The sequence below is a fragment of the Kitasatospora sp. NPDC057940 genome (assembly GCF_042887425.1).
GTDB lineage: Bacteria > Actinomycetota > Actinomycetes > Streptomycetales > Streptomycetaceae > Kitasatospora.
In genome coordinates, this window is sequence record NZ_JBHVPH010000007.1 from 35,217 (window position 1) to 56,352 (window position 21,136).

A 21,136-nucleotide genomic window follows, 5' to 3' on the forward strand; every position below is an offset into this window, starting at 1 on the left:
ACGCCGAGGAGGATGGATGTTCAACAACGCCGCCGAAGTGAAGCAGTTCATTCAGGACAACGACGTGAAGTTCGTCGATGTCCGCTTCTGCGACCTGCCTGGCGTCATGCAGCACTTCTCCGTACCTGCGGCGACCTTCGACCCGTCCGAGATCCTGATGTTCGACGGCTCGTCGATCCGCGGCTTCCAGGCCATCCACGAGTCCGACATGGCCCTGGTCCCGGACCTCGCCACAGCTCGGCTCGACCCCTTCCGGGTCGAGAAGCACCTCAACATCAACTTCTTCATCCAGGACCCGGTCACCGGCGAGGCCTACAGCCGCGACCCGCGCAACGTCGCCAAGAAGGCCGAGGCCTACCTCGCCTCCTCCGGCATCGCCGACACCGCGTTCTTCGGGCCCGAGGCCGAGTTCTACGTCTTCGACTCGGTCCGCTTCGAGACCAGCGCCAACGCGTCCTTCTACCACATCGACTCGGAGGCCGGCGCCTGGAACTCCGGCGCCGCCGAGGGCGACGTCCGCGGCTACAAGGTCAAGTACAAGGGCGGCTACTTCCCGACCCCTCCGGTGGACCACTTCGCCGACCTGCGGGCCGAGATGTCGCTCGAACTGGCCAAGTCCGGCCTCGAGGTCGAGCGCCAGCACCACGAGGTCGGCACGGCCGGCCAGGCCGAGATCAACTACAAGTTCAACACCCTGCTGCACGCCGCCGACGACCTGATGCTGTTCAAGTACATCATCAAGAACGTCGCCTGGCGCAACGGCAAGACGGCCACCTTCATGCCCAAGCCGATCTTCGGCGACAACGGCTCGGGCATGCACGTCCACCAGTCGCTGTGGACCGAGGGCTCGCCGCTCTTCTACGACGAGCAGGGCTACGCCGGCCTCTCCGACACCGCCCGCTACTACATCGGCGGCCTGCTCCGGCACGCCCCCTCGCTGCTGGCCTTCACCAACCCGTCGGTGAACTCCTACCACCGCCTGGTCCCGGGCTTCGAGGCGCCGGTCAACCTCGTCTACTCCCAGCGCAACCGCTCGGCCGCGATCCGCATCCCGATCACCGGCTCCAACGCCAAGGCCAAGCGCATCGAGTTCCGCGCGCCCGACCCCTCCTCCAACCCCTACCTGGCCTTCTCCGCCATGCTGATGGCCGGCCTCGACGGCATCCGCAACAAGATCGAGCCGCTGGAGCCCGTCGACAAGGACCTCTACGAGCTGGCCCCCGAGGAGCACGCCAACGTCCCGCAGGTGCCCGCCTCCCTCCCGGCCGTCCTCGACGCCCTGGAGGCCGACCACGAGTACCTGCTCGCCGGCAACGTCTTCACCCCGGACCTGATCGAGACCTGGATCGACTTCAAGCGCACCAACGAGATCGCCCCCATCGCCCTCCGCCCCCACCCCCACGAGTTCGAGCTGTACTACGACCTCTAGAAGGGCCTCCGACCTGCGGAAAAGCAGTTCGATCTCTCATCGTTTCCGCAGGTCAGCGACTTGCTGACCTGCGGAAACGCGACACGGACAGGGCTGGCTGACTCCCCACACAATCGCGGTGTGCACTGTCTGTGCACCCAGATCGAGCTCAAGACGCTCACTCTCTTTGAGTCAGACCACGGCACGACCGCCCCGGCTGCAGACCTCTGACCGCAGCACCCAGTAGCCATGATCGACACCCTCTTCTCGAGACTGATCTCAAGCAGCCACCAGCCGTTCCAGGACACGAATATCATCCCTCTTCGACTTTCAGATGCTGCGGCCAAATACCGGAGAAGACCACACGCAGCCCTTGGCTGACTTCCGCTCGCGCGGGGTGGACCCGAACGACCTGCAATACCCTCCGGTCCCCCCAGTGCGCAGTACACATGCGGTGGGCGCGCGCATCTGCGAGCCCAATGCTACGACCGCGAGCGCGGCCACGGCCGCAGCGGGTCCCATTCCACCCGCATCCTGACCGTCGCCGATCTCCGCCTGAACCTCCCCAGGCCGCGAAGATCCCTGCGCAGCCTCGCCATCGACACCCGCCGTAGGGCCGGGCCCACAGCATCGCGGCCAGCCTGCAGGCGGCCTCATACTCATTCCACCTCCACCCCCTATGCCCGCTCAAGCTGCCCTGACCAGCCACAACCTGTGGCCGCGACGACTACGAATCAGCCCTTGGTCGAGTGACGTGCAAGGTTAACGACAAGCTGAGATCGACCTCATCTGGCAAGTCGATGCCAGTGCCCAGTTCGAAAATCCGGCACAGTTGCAGAGGCGTTCGTGAAACAATCATCTCGCCGCAAGGCCAATTGTGCGGCCGATTTTCACCGGCGCGCAGGCCCTCACGCCTTGGAGACAGCCATGACAACCAGTCCCGCGGGGCTTGAGGCGCAGCCCACCGCCACCACGTACGAGCTCGGCGACCTGGTGCCGCTCGCCTGGGGCGGGCGTATCCGCGTGCCGCACTTCCAGCGCGATTTCCGCTGGCAGAGCCAGGATGTCCTGCGGTTGTTCGACAGCATCGTCAAGGGCTACCCCATCGGCAACCTACTGCTTTGGGTGCGCAAGCAGCAGGCCGAGAGTTTCATGCTAGGCCGGCTCCGCCTGGCGGCTCCCGCCCACGACGAGTCACTGTGGGTCGTGGACGGCCAACAGCGCCTGACCAGCCTGGCCAACGCCCTGAGTGCAGAGGGGCATCCGCACAAGCCTTTCACCGTGTACTACGACCTCGTGGCGAAGGAGTTCGTGGAGAGCCCCAAATCCCTGGAGTCGCACCACGTCGCCCTGCCGGTCCTCTTCGACTTGAAGAAACTGCTCACCTGGTTCCGAACGGACGGCCTGTCGGCCTCCGAGTACTTCGACGAAGCCGAGCGGGTGGCTACCGCGCTGCGGCAATACAAGGTACCCGCTTATTTGGTACGGCAGGACGACAGGGATGTCCTGACCGACATTTTCGACCGGATGAACAACTACGGTCGGCGGCTGAACCGTGGCGAGATCTTCTCCGCCTTGTACTCGGGCGAAGAGCAGGGCGCCGACGAACGACTCACGCTTGCCAAGATCTCAGACAACGTCTCGGCCCGGACCGGATTCGGCAGTATCGACGACGGCACCGTCCTCGCATCGATCCTCGCCAGGCGGGGACCCGATCCCATGCGAGACATTCGCGTGGAGTTCGCCACAGGACGCCGCACGCCGTCAGAATTCCCAGACGAGGACGAACTCACCGCCTTTACCCAAGGCGAAGAGGCAATTGTACGGGCAGTCGAGTTCCTGATTCAGGAAGCCGGGGTGCCTCATATCTCGCTGTTGCCTTACCGTGCCCTGCTCGTCACCCTCACTCGCTTCTTCGCGCACTTCCCCGACCCCCGCCCCAACAATATTCGACTCCTTCGCCGGTTGTACTGGCGGCTCTCACTAGTCGGGCCGATGGTATTCAAGGGCAGTTTCACCCAGTTCAGCCGCACCCTCGGCGGAAAGATCAAGCCCGGCGATGAAGAAGGGTCGCTCCAGCTGATGCTGAGTACCATCTCTGACGCCCGCCCGGTGATGCCCTCCGCAGATCGCTTCCGCACCAACGAAGCCACGACAAAGATCGTCCTCAGCGCCTGGTGGTTCCTGCGTCCCCGATCGCTCACCACTGGGGAGGTTCTTGATGCTCAGAGCCTAGACAGCATGCTCAGGCAGGACAGGACAGCGGCGAACGCGGCCCCCATGGTTTTCCCCCGGCTCAAGGATTCCCGCAAGAAGCAGCTGCCCGCCAATCGGCTATTCCTGCCCACCGAGGTCGATCCGGTATCCGAGATTCCGGCACTGCTCTCCCAGCAGCCACTCGATATCGACAACACAACCTGGGACGCCGTTCTCGCCTCACACCTGCTTGACCGCACTCTGGCGGCACAGGTGGACAGCAATCGCGACGCCTTCCTGACGTTGCGACAGGAGAAGATTCTCAAGCATTTGGCCAACTTCTTGGACCGAATGGCGGAGTGGGACTATGAAGACACCCCCTCCTTGGCCCTTCTCGATCTGGACGACGAATTCCAGGATTTTGAGGAGCCCGATATCCCCACTCCCCCCGATGGATACTGATCCCTGATATCGAGGGTGAATGGCGAACGAACGGACTACGCGCGATGGGCACTACCTCCGAGATCTACTACGCAGTCCTGCTGCACGGACAGCGCATCGGAACAATGTCGCAGAAGGGTGATTATACGCGTTTCGTCGCCAACAATAACTATCTCGAGAACCCGGCACGGCCCGTCCTGGGCCTACGGTTCGAGGAGAACCTCAAGGCGCCTTATGCGTCCGCCCTACGTCTACCTAAATGGTTCTCAAATCTCCTGCCCGAGGGCCCTCTGCGCGAGTGGATCGCCGACGATCGAGGAGTCTCACTCGACCGGGAGATGGAGTTGCTGGCCCAGGTCGGTCACGACCTGCCCGGAGCCGTTCAAGTCCTGCGCGCAGACGGGCCGGACGACAACTGGGAATGGCCCGAAATCTCGGAGTCTCAGCCCCATTCCCAGGGGAAGCTGGGTGACCACAACATCTCACCTTGGCGCTTCTCGCTGGCCGGAGTGGCCCTGAAGTTCTCCATGCTCGCCCAGGGAGACCGTCTGACCGTCCCAGCCGCCGGAGAGTTGGGCAATTGGCTGGTCAAGTTTCCCGACTATCGGCATGCGGACGTGCCGCGCAACGAGTTCGCGATGATGTCCCTCGCCCGAGCAGTGGGGGTGGACGTTCCAGAAATCCGCCTGATTCACCGCGACGACCTGGTCGGGCTACCTGCGCGCATGTGGCCGAATACCGAGGAGTGGGCCTACGCAGTGCGGCGGTTCGACCGTTCTTCGGACGGCAGCAGGTCGCGGATTCACATCGAGGACTTCGCGCAGGTCCGGGACAAGTACCCGCAGGACAAGTACCAGTCGACGTTCGAGACGGTTGCCGCCATCTCGTACCGAGGCCGAGACATGGAATCCCTGCGCGAGACCGTGCGTCGAACGGCTTTCTCGATCGCCATCGGCAACGGCGATGCCCACCTGAAGAACTGGTCGCTCATCTATCGCGACAGGCGCACTCCCACTCTTTCCCCAGTTTACGATCTGGTCTCAACAGTTCCCTATGCGCCCGCCGATCAACCGGAGGATCTGGGGCTGAAATTCAGCGGGAGTAAGCGCTTCGAGGGCGTACGACTTGCAGGTTTCGAGCTACTCGAAAGCGCCTTGGACCGCAGGTTCGGAGCCTCTGCGGCCAACCTCGCCGATGTGGCCAGGGAGACAGTGCAGGCGGTAAATGAGCAGTGGCCCGATCACGAAGAGATGCTGGCCACCAACCCCGAACTCCGCAGAGCCGTGGGCAAGTGGATCTCCGCAACCACTACACGGCTACTGAAGGCGTAATGAGTTTTCCCGGCCAGCCTGCCGATTTTGGCCCGGAACTGATCGACGTTTCGGCGCCTTGATGGATCGATGAATCGCTGACCTGTCGAAATGGGTTCCGGTCGCACGCGTCGAACTCGCAACATCCTCACAGTTGTGTGCCGGATACATGTGCACACCCAGACCGAACTCGTGGCCGGGCCTGTTGCTACCGCTCTCGCGCGGGTGGCGCTGGCACCCACCGACTACAAGTCACATAATCAACCGTCCGGGCTCCGACCTCTCCGAGGCCGGAGCCCGGACGGCAATGACAAAATTCGGCAAATGCGTTGACTCGGAGGCTGTCATCCCGATTCCGGGACGACAGCTTCCGAGTCCGGAAATTCTATGGGCGGAAACGGCCGAACTGTTCTGGTCAGCAACCTCCGGGTGAGCCGCTGCTGCCGTGATGAGCTGGGGCGCGATGAGGGGTGGCGCACCAACCGATTTTCTGGCCCCGGGCGGGTTCGCCGCAAAGGCTGGTCCCGGGCGCGAGTTCGACCCGAGCAGCGGCTTTGCGGTCGCCGACGATAGCGGCACCCGGGTATCGAATATGCTCGCAGCTGGTCATGGCAACGAAAATTGGGTGCGCTCGTCGGAATTCATGCCGTCGAGCCTGGTGTCCTTCTCTGGGTGCGCCGCACGGATGAATTTCCCCGGGTTCGATAAAGATCTCAGGGTGTTCTCAAACTTGACGGGCGGGACATGGCCGATTTCGCCGTGGATCCGACGGTGGCTGTACCAGTCTGCCCATTCAGCAGCAGTGGCGAGCTTGACCTGTGAGAGGGTGTGCCAGGACTGCCGGGGATTGATCAACTCAGTCTTGAACGGCCCGATCGTGGACTCTATGAGGGCGTTGTCTCAGGCGTCACCGACCGACCCGACGGCGGCTGCGACACCGGCCGCGTCGAAGCACTCGGCCAGGTTGAACGAGGTGTACTCACTGCCTGCGTCCGAGCGGTGTATCAACTCGCCTACCCTGGGCGGGCGTCCATCCCGGTCTCATTGCCACAGGGCCATTTCGAGGGCGTCCAGGACGAGGCGAGTCTGCTTCGTCGTCCCGGCGGCCCAGCCGACGAAGCGGCGGGAGAAGATGTCCAGACGAACGCGGCGTAGACGACGCTGGCGAACGCGGACACTTGCGTGAGGTCGGGGCGACCGCCCTTGCTCTGGTCGGCCGGAGATCCGAGCCGCCGGGCGGTAGCGGTTACCGTGCAGGCCTGTCCACCTCCTTGGCCACGAGAACCTGGCGCTCACACTCCGTAAGTATGTGCACCGCGATGCCCACTCACCCGACAGAACCCGCGACACCTTCGGCCGCTGCTGTCGCGACGCAGCGCGACTTGAGCGCCCATAGTGTGCACCGAATGTGCACCTGCCCTGTTCAGGGGAGCAATCCATGCAGGTCGGGGCCGCGTTCGAGCGGGACTATGACCTCTAAATGCCCTCTGAACTGCGGAAACGCCTGATGGCTGACACTCGTTCACCCCTCGGCCGCCCCCTCTGCAGGGGCGAGCGGGAGGACGTACTCCTTCGCCAGTTGCGCAAGGTGTAGCGGGAGGGGGTACGCCAGGGGCGGGTAGTCGTCGTGATAGCGGAGTTGGTGGGTCAGGGTGGCCCAGTCGACGGGATGGTCTGCCGGGTGTTCAGAGGAACGGCAACCGAGAACCGTAACTTCAAGAAGCCTGGGGTTCCAGGCCGTCTTCCCGGGCGCGGTCCGGCTTCCCGGAGTCGGGGCGAGCTTCATCAGCCCCTTCGGCCTTGCCGCAGTGGGCGGGGTGCTGGTCGTGCTGGCGAAGACGCGGTTGTGGGGACCGTCCGACAGGGCCCAGACGCCTTCGGAGAAGCCGATCTTGGCCAGCTCGTCATGGGCGTACCACTCGGGTACTTCGCCCCGCCCGTTCTCGTCCCGGACCAAGACCATCCGCAGGTCGTTGCCGTAGGCCGTGAGCCGCTGCTCCGGACCGGTGCCGAAGGCGAGCATGTCGCGGCTCAGCGCGCCGTTGCGCAGCCTAGGCCAGCACTGCCGGAGGTTTCCCGAGTTGACCAGCAACAAGGTCGGCCGGTCACGAAGCTGGAAGAGCACGGTGCGAATCTCGCGCTCCAGGTCAGTGGCGACCGTGCCGTCGGCCTCTACGAGAGACAGCAGCATGCTGGGGTAGGGCACCCACTCTGCCCGCCCCGTGTCCCAACCCTCGACCGCCCCCGGGTCTCCGTCGGAGCGGACCCGCACCGCAACCAGGCGGCGGGCTGGGCTCCGGGTGGGCCCGTCCTTTGTGCAGCGCACCAGCCAGAGTGCGGCGTACTGCAGGTCCCCTGGGATACCGTCACCCGCCCGGTGGGCCGGCGGGCTGATCGCACCGAGCTGCCGGAAGGCGTCCAGCCAGGCCCAGTTGGCCCGGTGTTCCAGGGCCGCCGTCCCGGGATCGGGCAGGTTGATGAACTGGGTGAGCCTCCCCTGTCGCCCGCAGGCGAGGCGCAGCGCATGCTTGGGGTCGGAACCGGGCACCGAGGCGAAGTGCTCCTTCCCGGCGATCTCTGCGATCACCAGACTGACGCCATCACGCGTCCGGTCATCCGCGCCCGCCACCAGGGCACAGCGCTCAGTGATGGCCTCGGCCAGGCGCACGGCCGGACGGCGCTTGCGGTCGGTGGAAAGCCACAGGGCGCTCGCCAGCTCTCCGGCCGGCCTGGTCCGGACCACGATCCGGACACCGTCGGCCGTCCAGCTGGTCGAGCCGCCCCCGTCGGTCCGGCACCCCGGCTCAAGGCCGATGACCTTCGGAAGTGCCGCGAGGAGGGCATCCCGGGTCTGTGGTGACTGCCAGAGGATCTCCACGTCCAGTGGTCGGCCGTCGAGAGCACGACCCAGCGCGGTACGGCGTGCCAGAGCTTGCTGCGCTTCCCTGCTGCCCGGCTCGCCCTTCTTTGCGGAGCGGGGCAGCAGGGAAGGGGTGTTCCGCCGGGTGACCCGGCTCAGGTCCCCTACCCGCCGCAGGACGGGGCTCAGCCCCTGCTCAATCCACGCGTCCAGTCCAGCCCGCTCCCGTGGCATCAGGCCGGCCCCTACCTCGTGCAGCCCGAGCACCGGGTGGTAGACGATTCCGGCAGCAACGTCCTGGCGTCCGTTGAGCCACTTCTCGGGGGAGGTGAACAGCTCCTCCGGCTCCGGAAACCGGCGGGTGATGTCGAGATCGGACAGGAGCAGGGCGGGGCTGCGCCGCTTCCAGGCGATTTCCTTGGACCTCCAGTCGTACCCCAGGGTGTTGACCATCAGCCGGTAGCCTTGGTCCGGCCCTTCCGGCCACGGCAGTGGGGTATCCAGCAGTACGGTCGCTCCGCCCAGCTTCCACCGGGGGATGTCCAGCCGGGTGGCCCAGCGGCGCACCCCGGTGGTCACGTGGACCCGGAACCGCTGGGCGAACGGCACCGTGTGGACGGTGACGGTCAGGTGGGCCGAGTAGTACCAGGTCTGCTTCCGGTGTTCGTACCGCAGCGGCGGCCAGGAGACCAGATCGACCCCGCCGATTCCGGAACTGACGACACGGAAGCGGAGGCTGCCGCCACCGGTACGAAAAGGCGTGCCGGCCAAGCGGAAGGCGACCGCCTCGGGGAGCAGACGGTAGAGCCTGGACAGGGGTTCTGCCGTACCGCCGGAGGACACGACCGTCTCGGTGAGGTCAACCCGTTCGGTCTCCCACTCAGGCAGGGATAGCGCCGTAGCTTCACACCCTGTCTGCAACTCCTGTTCCAGGTCGATCGCTTCGTCATCGCTGCCGGATAGGGCAGCGGCCCAGGTGCCGATCAGCGGAGCGAGGACCTGCCGTGGAACGGGCTCGCGCGCGTAGAGCCAAGGCAGTCGGCCGTCGGCTCCGGCGTTGCGCCCGGTGGCCAGTACCCCCGGCGCCCAGGCCCGCAGCAGCGAGTGGAGCCGGGCTACGGGGAGGTGCGAGTGGCCAACGCCGCGCGAACGTTCCTGACGATTCATCAACTCCCTGTGTAGGCCGTCTCCGAGCTGCAGGACGTGCAGGTCTTCCTGCCAGGCTCCATGTTCGGGGTTCGGTTCGTAAGCCACGGCACGAATGGCGTGATACATGGCAGTGCTCCTCGGCGAAAGGACATGGACTCGACGACTGGTGCATCCTCAGGTTGCTGGCAGCGGCTGGGCCAGGCAGCGACCGAGCATGCGCCACAGCGGCTGGTAGAGGGCACGGACGATGAATTCGTGGTCGGCAGGTGTCGCCCCGTCCTGGAAGTACGGATCGAGGACCTCAAGGATGCTGTGCAGCAGGCTGGACTTCGCCGTGTCCGCGGCCGGCGGACACGACGCGCGGTTCGGGGCGAAGGCCGCGTCCACGAAGACCACACGAGCCGGGACACCGCCACGCACGAGCCGACCGATGACCTGCCACATCAACACCAGGATGTCCCAGGTGACCTGCGCGCGGTCCTCGTTGAGCCGGCTCCACGCCATGGACCGCTGCAGAACCCTGTACCAGCATGACCTCGCCTCCCGGCGGACCGCTTCGGCGCCTGCCTCCAAACTGTTCCCGCTGCGCACCCACTCCCCGAACCGTCCATCCTCCTGGGCCCGCACGATCCAGTCGTTGACGGCATGCACCGCCAGCGACAGGTCGTCGGGGTGCGGGTTCGGACGGGCGAGAAAGTAGACCGACCCGATGGCCGCCTCGTCCCTGCGGTTGAGGATGTTGTGCCCGCGTTCCACCGAGAGCAGCGGCGCCACCAGGATGTCCGCTTGGAGGTCCCGCAGGCGTTCGACGTCGCCCCGGCGCAGGGTCCGGGCTCGCTGCGCGGACGGGGCCTCGTCCTCCTCATCGATCTCCTCGTCATCCGAGACGAGGCAGAGCACCTTGTTCCGCCAGCGCTTGTTGAGGTTGTGCAGGGTGTCCGCCACCACACGTGCCTCTTGGTAGCTGCCCACCAGCAGCAGGATCTGGTCGCGCTCCGGCGGGAGCGACAGCAGTTCTTTCTCCAGCGGCCCGCCGTCCTCGATGTCGTCCGCGCTGGCGCCGAGCCAGGTCGCGATGCGGCGCAGCTTGGCCGGCCGCTCCGCCGGAGCGCTGCCCGATACGCGCAACTTCCCCTGATCGTCGTCGATGAACTCGAAGCGCATCCCGCTCTCGGCGGCGATCCGCTCCATCGCCTCCGGCGGCGGCTCGATCACCACGCCGACCGGAACCTGGATGTGGTAGCGGCTGGACTGCCCCGCCCAACTGCTGCCGGACATGAGCAGCACGTGGGCACCGGGCCGACCGTCGACCGCGGCCAAGCCGGGCATGATCCGCAGCAGTTCACGGCCGACCCCGCTGCACCGGAAGAAGGTCAGCTCCCCGCTACGGACCCCTTCGCCGTCCTCGCCGTGCACCAGGAACTGAAAGCCGAGCACGTTTCCCATCGGCGCCTCGGGCACCATCGGGGCGTAGTCGTTCGGCCGTCGGTACATCTCGCTGAAGCCCAGACTGAGTGCGGCTTCGACCCGCGGCCACATGGCGTTGATCAGCGCCAGGCGCGGTTCCAGGGCGCTCAACAACAAGGTGAGTTCGAACCGATCGGCCATGCTGTCGCACCATTGCCCGGGGGTCTGCGGCGGCGAGGCCTCCTTGCCGACACGCTTGCCGCTGCGCTGCCGGCACTGCCGCGCCTCCTGCTTCGCCTGCCAGGCTGCGAACCGTTCCTGGTACTCCGCCTCTTTCTTGGCCATGAAGGCCTCATCGAGCTGGAGCAGTGACTTCACGACGGCCAGCAAGCGGGCCCGGGTCCGCTCCGGGTTCCCGGTGTGCAGCAGCTCGTTGAGCAGCACCGTGAGGTGCGAGAAGTCCACCTCGGTGTGCCGGGCGCGGTCGCCGAACGGGTTGTCGCGGAAGGTCTCCAGTAGGTTCTGGAGCTTCTCCAGCGGGGCACGGTGCGGGTGGTCCTCAGCCGCGTCCTCGGGCAGGGGGAAGCGCTCGTCGAGGATGTCCAACTGGAGCGTCCAGGCGCTGAAGTAGCCGCGCCCCACCCATTGGCGCAGTGGATACTGGGCCACCAGCATGGCGTGCAGCCGGTCGGTCGCCGCCACGACGGTGTTGAGCGCTGCGGAGAAGATCGCCACGTCTCGGTCGGACAATTGGGTGCGACCGCTCGCGGCGAGTTCGCGGATCTTGTGGCGGCTCAGCCAGTCGATCAACCCCCGTTCCTTGTCGGCGGCCAGCAGCACCGCGGGGGCGAAGGTCTGGTCAAGTTGCATCTGGATCCGGTCGGCCTCGTCGATGATCACCAGATCGCTGCGTCGGCAGGCGAGTTCGAGGTAGCGGATGCGTTCCCCGTTCTGCGGGTACGGTGGCGCGGAGTCGATCAGACTGGGCAGCGTGGCGACCCAGATGGCCGCCTCGACCAGGGCCCGCGCGCCATGGTGCCGGGGGCAGGCGGACCAGTACGGGCAGGCCAGGTTCTGTTTCTGCCACTCCGAGGCGTGGGCCCGCCCGGTCCGCCGGTGCGGGTCGGACGGTGGACGTAGCCGGCTGCACGGCGACTCGCCGAAGGCGAGTGGCTCACCGCTCCCGCCGCGCAGCTTGAGGTTCAGCACGCAGGACGTCCCCAGGTAGGCGAAGGCCGGGTCGTCGTGCGCCAGCAGTCGGTGTTCGCCGCGGCCGGCCAGTCTGCGGTGCAGCCGCTGGGCGTGGCGCTCCCGACCGGAGGAGCCGAGCACCGGCGCCGCCGCGCCACCGGTGTACCGGTTGTAGAGCTCGACCAGCTTCAGGACCTCGGCCACGTCGGAGACCACGACGGTGGTCCGCCTCCGGTGCCTGGCCAAGTGGACCGCGATAATGTCCCGCAGCGTGCTCTTGCCCGCCCCGACGATGCCAAGCAGGTGCTGGATCCCGTCCACGGTGAACTTCTCGGACCCCCGGAAGACACCGAGCTTCGCCGTGGACATCTCGAACCCTCGCAACCGCCCCACCCAGCTCAGGTCCTTTGCCTTGTCGAAGCGCCGGTCCACGGCGTCCATCACGGCTGCGGTGCGTGCCAGGTCCTTCAACCGGAAGGTCAGCGGCTCACCCCCGCCGGCCGGGACCAGGTCCACGTCGTGGGCCACCATGGGCGCCGGGGAGACCTCCGGCAGGTCAACCACCGCCAGCGAGCGGCCGACCGGGAAGGCGTGCGGCCCCGGACCGGCGACCGGGAGCCTCCGACCCGCCAAGGGCGGTGCCACCGACAGCAGCTGGTCGTAGGTCAGCCACCGCTCCGTTCCCACCGAGACCTCCCGGCGGACCGCCTCGGTGTCGGCGTTCGCCACGTCGTAACCGCGTAGCGCCGGGTCCAGCTGCTGGTAGCGCTCCAAAGCCTCCCGCCAGGCCCTGCGCCGGGCCAGGGTCCAGAGTGAATACCTGGCGACTTTGAGGGTTCGATCGGCATCCGGCGGCAGCGGAACCTGATAGGCCTTGGCGAACCCGTACCCGCTGAACAGCACCCAGGCGTGGCCTGCCGGAGCCTCCGGCGTCAGCCGGTGTTGGAGGTACAGGCCGAGTTCGACCTGGCAAAGGAACTCCGCCGTCGGTCCGGGCAACTTCGGTCGGGCGTAATGTTGGAGCTCCCGAACCGTCCTATGCAGGATCGGCGTCAGACTGCGCACTTCCTTCTCCTCTCATCTCTGTCTCGTCGAAGGCTCGTTCACCACGGAGCCGGGCGACCAGATCGCCCGGCCCGGTCAGCAGGACCTGTTCCGGGGCGGACAGCGCCTGGGTGAAGGCGTTCCGGTACCGGACGACGCCGGCGAGGCCCTCCGGCACCACCACCAGGACCGGCCCCGTCGCGCCGCTGAACCGCTCAGCCAACAGCGCAGGCTGAACCCGGTCATGAATGTGTAGTTGGCGGACCGGCAGCCCGGCGCCCTCGAGCCGGTACGCACTCAGCTCATCCGGCAGGGTCTGGTAGCCGACGGCCGCGCGGTCCAGGTCGGCCAGGACCGCCCGCTCCAACCGGAACGGGAGCGACAGGAAGGCCCGCAACGGCCTGTCCAGCAGCAGGACGCCGTCCGTCGTGCGGATCAGCTCCATCGGGATCCCATCCGGGCAGCTCTCGCCCTCGCACCAGGTATCCGGCCCGGACACCGCCCCCTGGTCCGGCACCCGACGTCCCCCCAGCAGGGCCGGCAGCCGGCAAGTACCACAGCGCAACAGGGTGCCCTCGACGGTCAGAGACTCCGGCACGGGACGGTAGAGGTCCTTGACCCGAGACCAGATCTCCTTGCTCCAACTGCGCTGGAAGCGGTCTCCATGACGCACCACCGGATTCAGTGCCAGGAACCGCCGGCTCTTGTGAAACCGCTCCATCGAGCCGCACCGGCCAGCCAGCTCGCTCAGCAGCACGCGAGCGGTCTTCTCCGGACCACCCTCCGCGCCCGCGGAGGCCAGCTCAAGGCAGGTGCGGGTGGGCAGCAAACCGTTCCGGTCGACCAGGGCCGCGTCCGGGAAGACCAGCGCTGGTGGGACCTCGAAAGGCCGGTCGCCGACCGGCGTGCAACGACACCACTCGATCAGCTCCGGCAGGCTCTTCGGAGGCGCCAGACCGAGGCCCATACAGTGCAGCACCATCCGGTCCAGTACCCGCTGCGCAGCGGACGGGTAGGGCAACAGGAACGACCTGAGACCGACCTCCTCCCCCAACTCGCAAACGACTTCCGCGAGTTCGCGGAGCAATGCGACTCCGTCCGACGTCATCGAGCCGCCTGGAAAGCCGGTCCGCTGGAGCACCATCGCGCCGTCTCGCACCGGGTGCAGGCCGGTCCGGGACGTGGCGCGTAGTCCTCGTCCCGAAGCCAGCGGTCCACCAGCCCGCGCACGACCTGCTCGGCCGCGGCCCGTACTTCCAGGACGAACGGATCGATGATCTCCAAGTCCGCGCCGCCCGGCCGCAGCACCTCGAACTCGATCCGGGCCCGGTCCGACGTGCCGGCCAGGTCGCCGCGGGCGAGCAGCAACACGGCCAAGGCCAGTTGCGGGTACTGCTCCAACAGCGGGCGATCGAAGGACCGGTCGCGCGCCGCCGTCTTGGTCTCGCGCCACACCCAGGCACCACCGTCCCGGTAGAGCAGGTCGGGCCTGGCGACCACCACCACGTCAGCGGCGGTGTCGTGGCGCACCACCCGCGGCTCGTTGCGGACATCGGTGGTGTCCCGGACCAGCCGCATCGGACAGACCGCGGCATGGCCGCGCAGCAGCTTCGCGCCGAGCGCCCGCTCGGGCTCGGGCAGTTCGAATCCCTCGGGCACCCACTGCTCGGGGACCTTCACCGTGCACGGGCGCGGCGGACCACCGCCGTGGCGCTCGGCGAGGTACGCGTGCAGGGCGCGGCCACGATCGACCGCCGCGGCGTGCTCGACGTCGTCCGCGGCCGGCAGGTGCAGCCGACGCATGTGATCGCGGGCCGGGCAAGCCCTGTAGTTCCGACCATTGGTGACGGACCACCAACGCCTGGTCCGTCCCGGCTCGTCGACCCCCAGCAGGCCGGGAGCGCGGCGCAGCACCGGACAGGCGGAAGCGTACGGGCAGTCAGTGCAGGAGGCGCCCGGGCGGTACTCCTGGCCGTCCAGCAGCGCGGTCAACGCGGCGCGGCCGTGTGCGCGGTAGTGCGCGAGCGACTCCTCCCGGGTGCCATCGAAGAGCGGGCGGACCCGGCCGTCCAGCAGTGCGAATTCAACAATCCGCACGCGCTCCGGCGGTGGTCCGGGGGCACCCTCGGCGAGCACCAGAGCAGCCGCCGCGACGAAGCTTTCCGGCGGACGCTGCCGTCCCAAACGATTGACAGGCAAACGCAGTTCGCGCACCGTGCCGTCACGGGACTGCAAGCACCGGCCCCAGACCGTCAGGTGGTACTCGTCCGCACCTGAGGAGCTGGCGCCGGTCACCAAGTGGCTGTAGCGCCAAGGAGTTTTCACGTCCGACAGTAGGAGATCCGGGTCCTCCGGAAAGGCGGCGGTGTAACTCGCCACCGCGTGCGCTGTCCACTGACGCAGGCCATCATGCAGCGGCTTCGCGGACCGCGGTTCCTCGGTGGGCTCGCCCGTAGGCCGGCTGAGGGCGTCACATGCGGCCATGAAGGGGCCGAAGGCGAACTGTTCCAACCGCTCTTGGCGCCGACGGCCGGCCTGTACCGGCTGGTATCCGCGCGCTTTGAGCGCGTCAGCGGCCGGACAGCGGAAGTCGCCACCCTTGAACATGCCGACCGACACCCTGATGACGTTGGAAACACGGCGAACCCCGTCCGGGGGTAGCCATGAATCAGGCATTATTGCTCCATATCTGTGAAACCGGAGCCCTGCTGACATGCTCGGAAATCAGCCGGACTCCGAACGGCGACAGGACGGAAAGACGACCATGACGCGACGGATCAAGAAGTTTGGCGAAATCGAAGACCATTACGAATTGATCGAACATATCGGCGGGGGTGCCCAGGGAGATCTCTATCTCGCCCATGGCCTGGGAACCGGGGAGCCGGTGGCCATCAAGATCCAGCGGGAGCAGGAGTTCGAATCGGATCGGAGCTTCGCTGAGCTTGCACGTGAACTCACCCGTGAAGGGGTCTTCAGTCACCTGGTCTCCGACGGTCCGGGCGGAACGCTGCAGTTGTTCGGAATGGGCGACTACCAAGGCCGGCGATGCATCGTCATGGAGTACGTCGACGGCGTCCTGCTGTATGACCTGATGACGAATTTCCGGCCGATCAAGGATGTAGCCACCGTGGCCTCAATCATCGGCCAACTCTGCGAAATCCTGGACGATGTCCACCGCAAGGGATTCGTCCACCGTGATCTGAAGCCCGAGAACGTCATGGTGGAGCACTCCGGGCGAGTACGGCTGCTCGATCTCGGGCTCAGCGTGCTGGCCCGCCAGGGCACCCGGCACGGCTGCGGCACGATCGGCTACGCGCCCCCCGAACAACTCACCGCGACCGCCGACGGAGTGACCGCGCGGGCCGACGTCTTCGCACTCGGCTGCCTACTCCTGGAGATGACCGTCATGCAACTCCCCTACGGTGGGACGAGGACGGGGATCACCGCCATCCCTCCGGTCGTCCTGCCTGCGGATCGACTCGCCCTCGTGCCAAAGCCTTTCACCGCACTCGCCCTCTCGATGGTGGAGTTCACGGCGGAGAAGCGCCCCGCCTCGGTGCGTGAGGTGTTCGAATGCCTCCGCCCGCACCTGCCCACGGTCGACGGGCCCCGACCCGTGAAGCCGCTCCGGCCCGACCCGACGGAGTACTACCGGACCCGGCCGCCCAGGTGGTGAGGCGGTGACGGCCCCGGGCCGTCACCGCAGTGACTCCAGGCGTTCGCGCACCTCCCGGAGATCCGCTCCGCCCATCAGCTCGCGCAGCACCAACACGCGTTCCAGTGCCGACACCGCCTCGGCCGTCCGGCCCAGAGCCACCAGGGCGTCGGTATGCAAGCACAGCGCCCTGTCCTCATCGGTCCACGAGCCCAGATCGCGGTAGATGTCGACGGCCTGCTGGAACAGCACCAGCGACGCCTCCCTCTCACCCAGTGCGAATCGGACTCCGGCCAGGGTGCGCAGCACGTCGGCCCGGCCGCTGCGGTCCGCCGTCCGACGTACCAGGTCGAGCGCCTCGTTGCAGAGTCTGAGGGCTTCGTCGTGCTCCCCTCGGTCGTGGTAGAGCGTCCCCAATCCGTTCAACGCGGCCGCCGCCCCCGCGTCGTCGGCCAGCTCCCGGTACAGCTCCAGCGCCGACCGATGGCACTGCTCCGCGTCCGTCTCCTGTCCCTGTTTGCGGCGGGTGAGCGCCAGGGTGTGCAGGGATCGGGCCAGGCTCAGCCGCCCGCTCGGGCTGCTGTCCTGCTTGCTCAGCAGCACGGCACGGGACAGATGGTTGGCGGCGATCTCGAAGCGACCCTGACGCCAGCGGGTCCCCGCAAGCATCCGGAAGATCATGGCCTGATCGACCGGGGGTGCGTCGTCCCGCTCTGCGGCCTCGCTGGCCCACGTGAGACCCCGCTGGGCGTCCTCGAAGCGATGGCGACGCCATTGGTAGGTGACCAAGGCCATCGGCAGCAGCCACATGTGGCGTCGGCTTCCGCGCTCTATCGACAATTCGACTCCGCGCATGGCTGCTTCGTACTCGTCGTCGAGGAGGGCCAGCGCCCGCTCCAGGTCCTCGGGCTGGACCACCGTAATGCCTTCCGGCTCGCCGACCGGCAGCCACCGCTGCCTGTCCAGCCACCGGTCGCAGGCCCAGACGTAGTGCAGTTGGTGTTCCAGGATCTGCCAGACGGTGGCTTCCTCGAACCTGGGCGACGAGGTCAGGGCCGGAGGTCTCACCTGTTGGCGGGCGAAGGTCCGCACCAGGTTGTGCAGGCGGTACCGGCCCGACTGCAACTCCACCAGATGCGCCGCCCGCAACTCCTCCACCGCCCGGTCGGGGTGGACGCTCTCGGCCGCTGAACCGAGATCCATCACCGCATCCCAGCCGATCGACGGCCCAGGATGCACCGCGAGCTGCCAGAGCAGACAACTGGCTTCTTCGGACAGGGCGTTCACCGAGCAGGCCAAGGCCGCCCGAACGGACAGGCGGGCCGGCGGGTGTTCCAGGGCGTCGAGCCGTCCCTCCTCCTTCGCGAGTTGTTCGCGCAGGTGGCGGATCGCCCTGGCCGGACGACCTTCCAAACGCCGAGCGGTCACGGTCAGCGCCAATGGGTTGCCGCCGCACACCTCGACGAGATCCTCGACCTCCTGGGTGAACATCCGGCGATCGGATAGGGAGATGTCTTCCTGAAGCAGCTCCGCGGCGGCCTCGTCGTCGAGTTCGCCCAGAGCCCAGAGCTTCACCTCCTGGCGGGCACGGAGCATTTCCGGCCTCCGGCGGCTGGTGATCAGCACCGCGCTGGGCCCGGTCCCCGGCAGCAACGGCAGCACCTGCTCGTCGTCCCAGGCGTCGTCGAGCACGATAAGCACGGAGCGGCCCGCCAACACCGAGCGCAGCGCCGCACTCTTCTGCTCCAATCCAACCGGCGAGTAGGGCAGCGGGAACTCCGCCAGGAACTTGTCGATGATGCGCTCGGGATCGGCCGGCTGCTCTCCTTCCCCCGGAAATCCGCCGAGTTCGGCGTAGAGCACCCCGTCCGGGAACGCCTCCCTCAGCCGATGCGCCACGCGGTTCACCACCAGACTCTTCCCGATCCCGGGCATGCCGCAGATCACGGCCACGGTCGGCCGGCCTGAGTCCTGCTGCTGCAGCACCGCCGCCACCACTTCACGGATCACCCCGTCACGGCCCAGCGCCGATCGCCCGGGAGGCGGCAACTGACTCGGCACGGAGGTCAGCGCGGTGACGCCGGACCGTGGCGCATTCCCCTGCAACTCGTCGATGACGGCCTGCAGTCCCTCGTCCGGACGCCTGAAGCGACTCTTCCATTCCCTGATCACCCTCTTCAGTCCCGCCGACGTCAGTGAGCGACCATGTGCGATCAGGTAGTACCGCAAGGGCCAGTCCTCCTCCGGCAGGCTGCGGTACCACCGGTCCGTCTCCGTACGCAGCCAGTCCTCCATTCCAGCCCGCCGAGCGGTCTCCAGCTGGGCTTCCACCACTGCCCGCCGTTCCCGCCGCAGCTTCGCCCGGCGCTGTGAGGCCCATTCCCCCTTCAGGCCGCTCAGCGGAACCAGGTCGCTCCACTCACCCAGGGCCGCGGCCAGAGCATCGACCCTGTCTTTCCCGAACAGCCTTTCCGCGTGCTGCACCTGGTCTCGGAAGCGGTAGAGATCAATCCGATCCCTCGGTAGATAAATGGAACAGATTCCCGATTCCATGCGCAGCGATTCCTTCCCCAGCCCCAATGCCTTCCGCAGCACGGTCATGACCTGGTCCAGCCGATCCCGCCCGAACTCCTCCGCAGGCCACAGGCAGGCGAATACCTCGCGCGCGGGACACCGGCCGCCCGGCGACGTCACCAGCAAGGCGAACAGGGCTGCCGGCTTTGTGGATCCCATTACGGTCGGACTACTCGATGGATTTGATGGCCCGACACTCACCACCCCAAGCACTCGTCCATCCATGTTCGACTCCTCCGCTTCACGGTGATCGTCTCGGCCAGAGCTGTGGCACCACAGGGATCTGTGCGTTTCCGAGCATCGGTTTACACGGTTGTGCTACTTCGCGCCCCCTCAGATCGAACTCAGAGTTTCCTCAGTTCCGCGCCCACCGAGCTCCTCGCCGGCTGGGCACCATGACGTCAGTCGCTCGCCGAACCCGGCGACGACGGCTCGACCACGGAAATGTCAGAAAAGGAAGGACGAAACCATGAGCAACCGCCTGCCCGCCCGCCGAGGGGGTCGCACCAAGCGGACCTCCGGCGGGTTCCCGCCGACCGCCAAGCGTCGGACCCGCGAGAAGGAGCTGCCGCCGGCGCCGGCAGCGCTGCCCGACCCCGCTCCGGACAACCCGTCACCGCCGGAGGTCTGAGACCTCCGGCCCAGGCCCAATCGGGGTGCCCGCCGACGGGTGGGCACCCCTCCGGGAGGGCCTTTCGCCCTTCCTACCGTTTCAGCCCGCCTAGTTCACGGGCTAACACGCGGTACCACTGCGTAGTTCTCGGTACCACTCAGCAACAGTTCCACAGGACAGCCGCGCCGAGTCCAGGCGGGCGGCAAGAGAGGACTGCACCTTGACCGTTGCCGGCACCAGCAGCGTGTTCGCTGCCGTAGCACGGTACTTCGACAACCCGCGGGCACAGGAGGTCCGGCTGACCGTCCACCCGGACGGCGAGACGCCGGTCCTGCTGAGCCCCGCTCAAGCGCGCGACGCCATCTACGGGACGGTCCAGGATCCCGCGCTGGTCACCGAGATCTGGCGGGCGGCCCTGCGTGCTGCGCAGACCGAGCACGGGCCTGCGGAGGAGTGGCGACTCCTGCTGATCTGGTTGGCCCTCCCGAGGCTGACCGGAACCGCCTTCCGCATCTGCCGCCGGATGCGGGCCGACCGAGCCGATGTGGAGGCGGAGATGGTGCTGGGCCTTCTGGAGGGTCTGCGGACCGGCGAACCGCCGTCGGCGCTGTCGGTCGACGACCTGCTCAAGGCCGTATGCAGCAGGGCGTGGCGGCTGGCGCGGGCGGGGTGGCACGAAACCGCGTGTGCCACGCTGGAGCAGTTGGCGGACGAGAGCGGCTGCACGACGGCGTACGACGGACCGGAGGAGGACGACCAGGTACAGCAGCCCCAGGTCGAGGTCACCCGGCACGAACGGGTCGGCGGACTGCGGGCCCAGCTGCGCTTCACCATCTCCCCCGAGCGCCTGAGCCGACAGGCCCTGACCGCACTCACCGAGGAGGCCGAGCGGCAGCAACTCAACCACCGGACGCGGCATGTCAAGCGGCAGCGCCACGCCAACAGCGTCTCCCCTCACCGAGGCGCGAGGCACCTGTGAGCCCCGCGAAGCACGGCCAGCTGAGCTTCATGGAGGCCTTCAACCTGCCGGTCGTGGTCGACGTGCCGACCGCTGCCCGGGCCCTGGGCATCTGCCTGACGACCGCCTACCGGTTGGCCCGTCAGGATGCCTTCCCGTGCAAGATCTTGCGGATCGGCACCCGCTACCGCGTTCCCACCGTCGAACTCATGCGAGCCATCGGCGTTGACGAACGTGCCGTGTACACACTGGAACAAGGCGGCTGAGCCCGAGCCACCTCACCCGCGCGAGTTTGAGTTGTACGACGATCCGCAAAGGGCTCTCCGGCCT

At 67.1% G+C, this 21,136-nt stretch carries 13 protein-coding genes; 7 read left to right on the forward strand and 6 right to left on the reverse strand.

Annotated features, from left to right (window positions below; genetic code table 11):
* Window positions 1-16: 16 nt before the first annotated feature.
* The 3 genes from glnA to ACFVTF_RS13760 all read left to right on the forward strand — a co-directional run bounded on the left by glnA (window position 17) and on the right by ACFVTF_RS13760 (window position 5,376).
* Window positions 17-1,429 (forward strand): type I glutamate--ammonia ligase, encoded by a 1,413-nt coding sequence (gene glnA / locus ACFVTF_RS13750; protein WP_371516729.1) that lies wholly within the window; start codon window positions 17-19, stop codon window positions 1,427-1,429.
* A 906-nt stretch (window positions 1,430-2,335) separates the two neighbouring features.
* A complete protein-coding gene (locus tag ACFVTF_RS13755; RefSeq protein WP_387813259.1) occupies window positions 2,336-4,066 on the forward strand; it encodes a DUF262 domain-containing protein in 1,731 nt (576 codons plus the stop codon).
* Between the two features lie 44 nt (window positions 4,067-4,110).
* Window positions 4,111-5,376, forward strand: coding sequence for a type II toxin-antitoxin system HipA family toxin (locus ACFVTF_RS13760; protein WP_387813262.1), 1,266 nt, complete (start codon window positions 4,111-4,113; stop codon window positions 5,374-5,376).
* Window positions 5,377-5,961: 585 nt separating this feature from the next.
* Here the strand turns inward: ACFVTF_RS13760 and ACFVTF_RS13765 are convergent.
* The 5 genes from ACFVTF_RS13765 to ACFVTF_RS13785 form a co-directional block, all read right to left on the reverse strand.
* The gene (locus tag ACFVTF_RS13765; RefSeq protein WP_387813700.1) at window positions 5,962-6,243 is read right to left on the reverse strand and encodes an integrase core domain-containing protein; all 282 of its coding nucleotides are present in this window, start codon (window positions 6,241-6,243) and stop codon (window positions 5,962-5,964) included.
* Window positions 6,244-6,877: 634 nt separating this feature from the next.
* Complete coding sequence (locus ACFVTF_RS13770) at window positions 6,878-9,490, reverse strand: pPIWI_RE module domain-containing protein (RefSeq protein WP_387813265.1); 2,613 nt, start codon at window positions 9,488-9,490, stop codon at window positions 6,878-6,880.
* A gap of 48 nt (window positions 9,491-9,538) precedes the next feature.
* Entirely contained in the window at window positions 9,539-13,027 is a 3,489-nt protein-coding gene (locus tag ACFVTF_RS13775; protein WP_387813268.1) for a hypothetical protein, read from the reverse strand.
* Window positions 12,999-14,093, reverse strand: coding sequence for a hypothetical protein (locus ACFVTF_RS13780; RefSeq protein WP_387813271.1), 1,095 nt, complete (start codon window positions 14,091-14,093; stop codon window positions 12,999-13,001). The genes ACFVTF_RS13775 and ACFVTF_RS13780 overlap by 29 nt, the downstream gene beginning before the upstream one ends.
* 17 nt (window positions 14,094-14,110) lie before the next feature.
* Window positions 14,111-15,625 (reverse strand): PD-(D/E)XK nuclease family protein, encoded by a 1,515-nt coding sequence (locus ACFVTF_RS13785; RefSeq protein WP_387813274.1) that lies wholly within the window; start codon window positions 15,623-15,625, stop codon window positions 14,111-14,113.
* 145 nt (window positions 15,626-15,770) lie between these two features.
* On the opposite strand from ACFVTF_RS13785, the gene ACFVTF_RS13790 reads away from it, so the two are divergent.
* Window positions 15,771-16,682 carry a serine/threonine-protein kinase gene (locus ACFVTF_RS13790; RefSeq protein WP_387813277.1) on the forward strand — a complete coding sequence of 304 codons (912 nt, stop codon included), beginning with the start codon at window positions 15,771-15,773 and terminating at the stop codon, window positions 16,680-16,682.
* 21 nt (window positions 16,683-16,703) lie between these two features.
* On the opposite strand, the gene ACFVTF_RS13795 is transcribed toward ACFVTF_RS13790, so the two are convergent.
* Window positions 16,704-19,394 (reverse strand): tetratricopeptide repeat protein, encoded by a 2,691-nt coding sequence (locus ACFVTF_RS13795; protein WP_387813280.1) that lies wholly within the window; start codon window positions 19,392-19,394, stop codon window positions 16,704-16,706.
* Between the two features lie 310 nt (window positions 19,395-19,704).
* Here ACFVTF_RS13795 and ACFVTF_RS13800 point away from each other — a divergent pair, with 310 nt between their 5' ends.
* From ACFVTF_RS13800 to ACFVTF_RS13810, 3 genes are all read left to right on the forward strand, one after another.
* A complete protein-coding gene (locus tag ACFVTF_RS13800; RefSeq protein ID WP_363580917.1) occupies window positions 19,705-19,866 on the forward strand; it encodes a hypothetical protein in 162 nt (53 codons plus the stop codon).
* Window positions 19,867-20,068: 202 nt separating this feature from the next.
* Window positions 20,069-20,827 carry a hypothetical protein gene (locus ACFVTF_RS13805; protein WP_387813284.1) on the forward strand — a complete coding sequence of 253 codons (759 nt, stop codon included), beginning with the start codon at window positions 20,069-20,071 and terminating at the stop codon, window positions 20,825-20,827.
* Window positions 20,824-21,072 (forward strand): helix-turn-helix domain-containing protein, encoded by a 249-nt coding sequence (locus ACFVTF_RS13810; RefSeq protein ID WP_387813287.1) that lies wholly within the window; start codon window positions 20,824-20,826, stop codon window positions 21,070-21,072. Before ACFVTF_RS13805 ends, ACFVTF_RS13810 begins: the two co-directional genes overlap by 4 nt.
* Window positions 21,073-21,136: the final 64 nt, after the last annotated feature.

What these genes read in the sequence shown, in the direction of transcription:
- ACFVTF_RS13790 (WP_387813277.1), top strand. Translation starts at nt 15,771, where the DNA reads ATGACGCGACGGATCAAGAAGTTTGGCGAAATCGAAGACCATTACGAA.
- ACFVTF_RS13760 (WP_387813262.1), top strand. Translation starts at nt 4,111, where the DNA reads ATGGGCACTACCTCCGAGATCTACTACGCAGTCCTGCTGCACGGACAG.
- glnA (WP_371516729.1), top strand. Translation starts at nt 17, where the DNA reads ATGTTCAACAACGCCGCCGAAGTGAAGCAGTTCATTCAGGACAACGAC.
- ACFVTF_RS13770 (WP_387813265.1), bottom strand. Translation starts at nt 9,490, where the DNA reads ATGTATCACGCCATTCGTGCCGTGGCTTACGAACCGAACCCCGAACAT.
- ACFVTF_RS13795 (WP_387813280.1), bottom strand. Translation starts at nt 19,394, where the DNA reads ATGGGATCCACAAAGCCGGCAGCCCTGTTCGCCTTGCTGGTGACGTCG.
- ACFVTF_RS13755 (WP_387813259.1), top strand. Translation starts at nt 2,336, where the DNA reads ATGACAACCAGTCCCGCGGGGCTTGAGGCGCAGCCCACCGCCACCACG.
- ACFVTF_RS13800 (WP_363580917.1), top strand. Translation starts at nt 19,705, where the DNA reads ATGAGCAACCGCCTGCCCGCCCGCCGAGGGGGTCGCACCAAGCGGACC.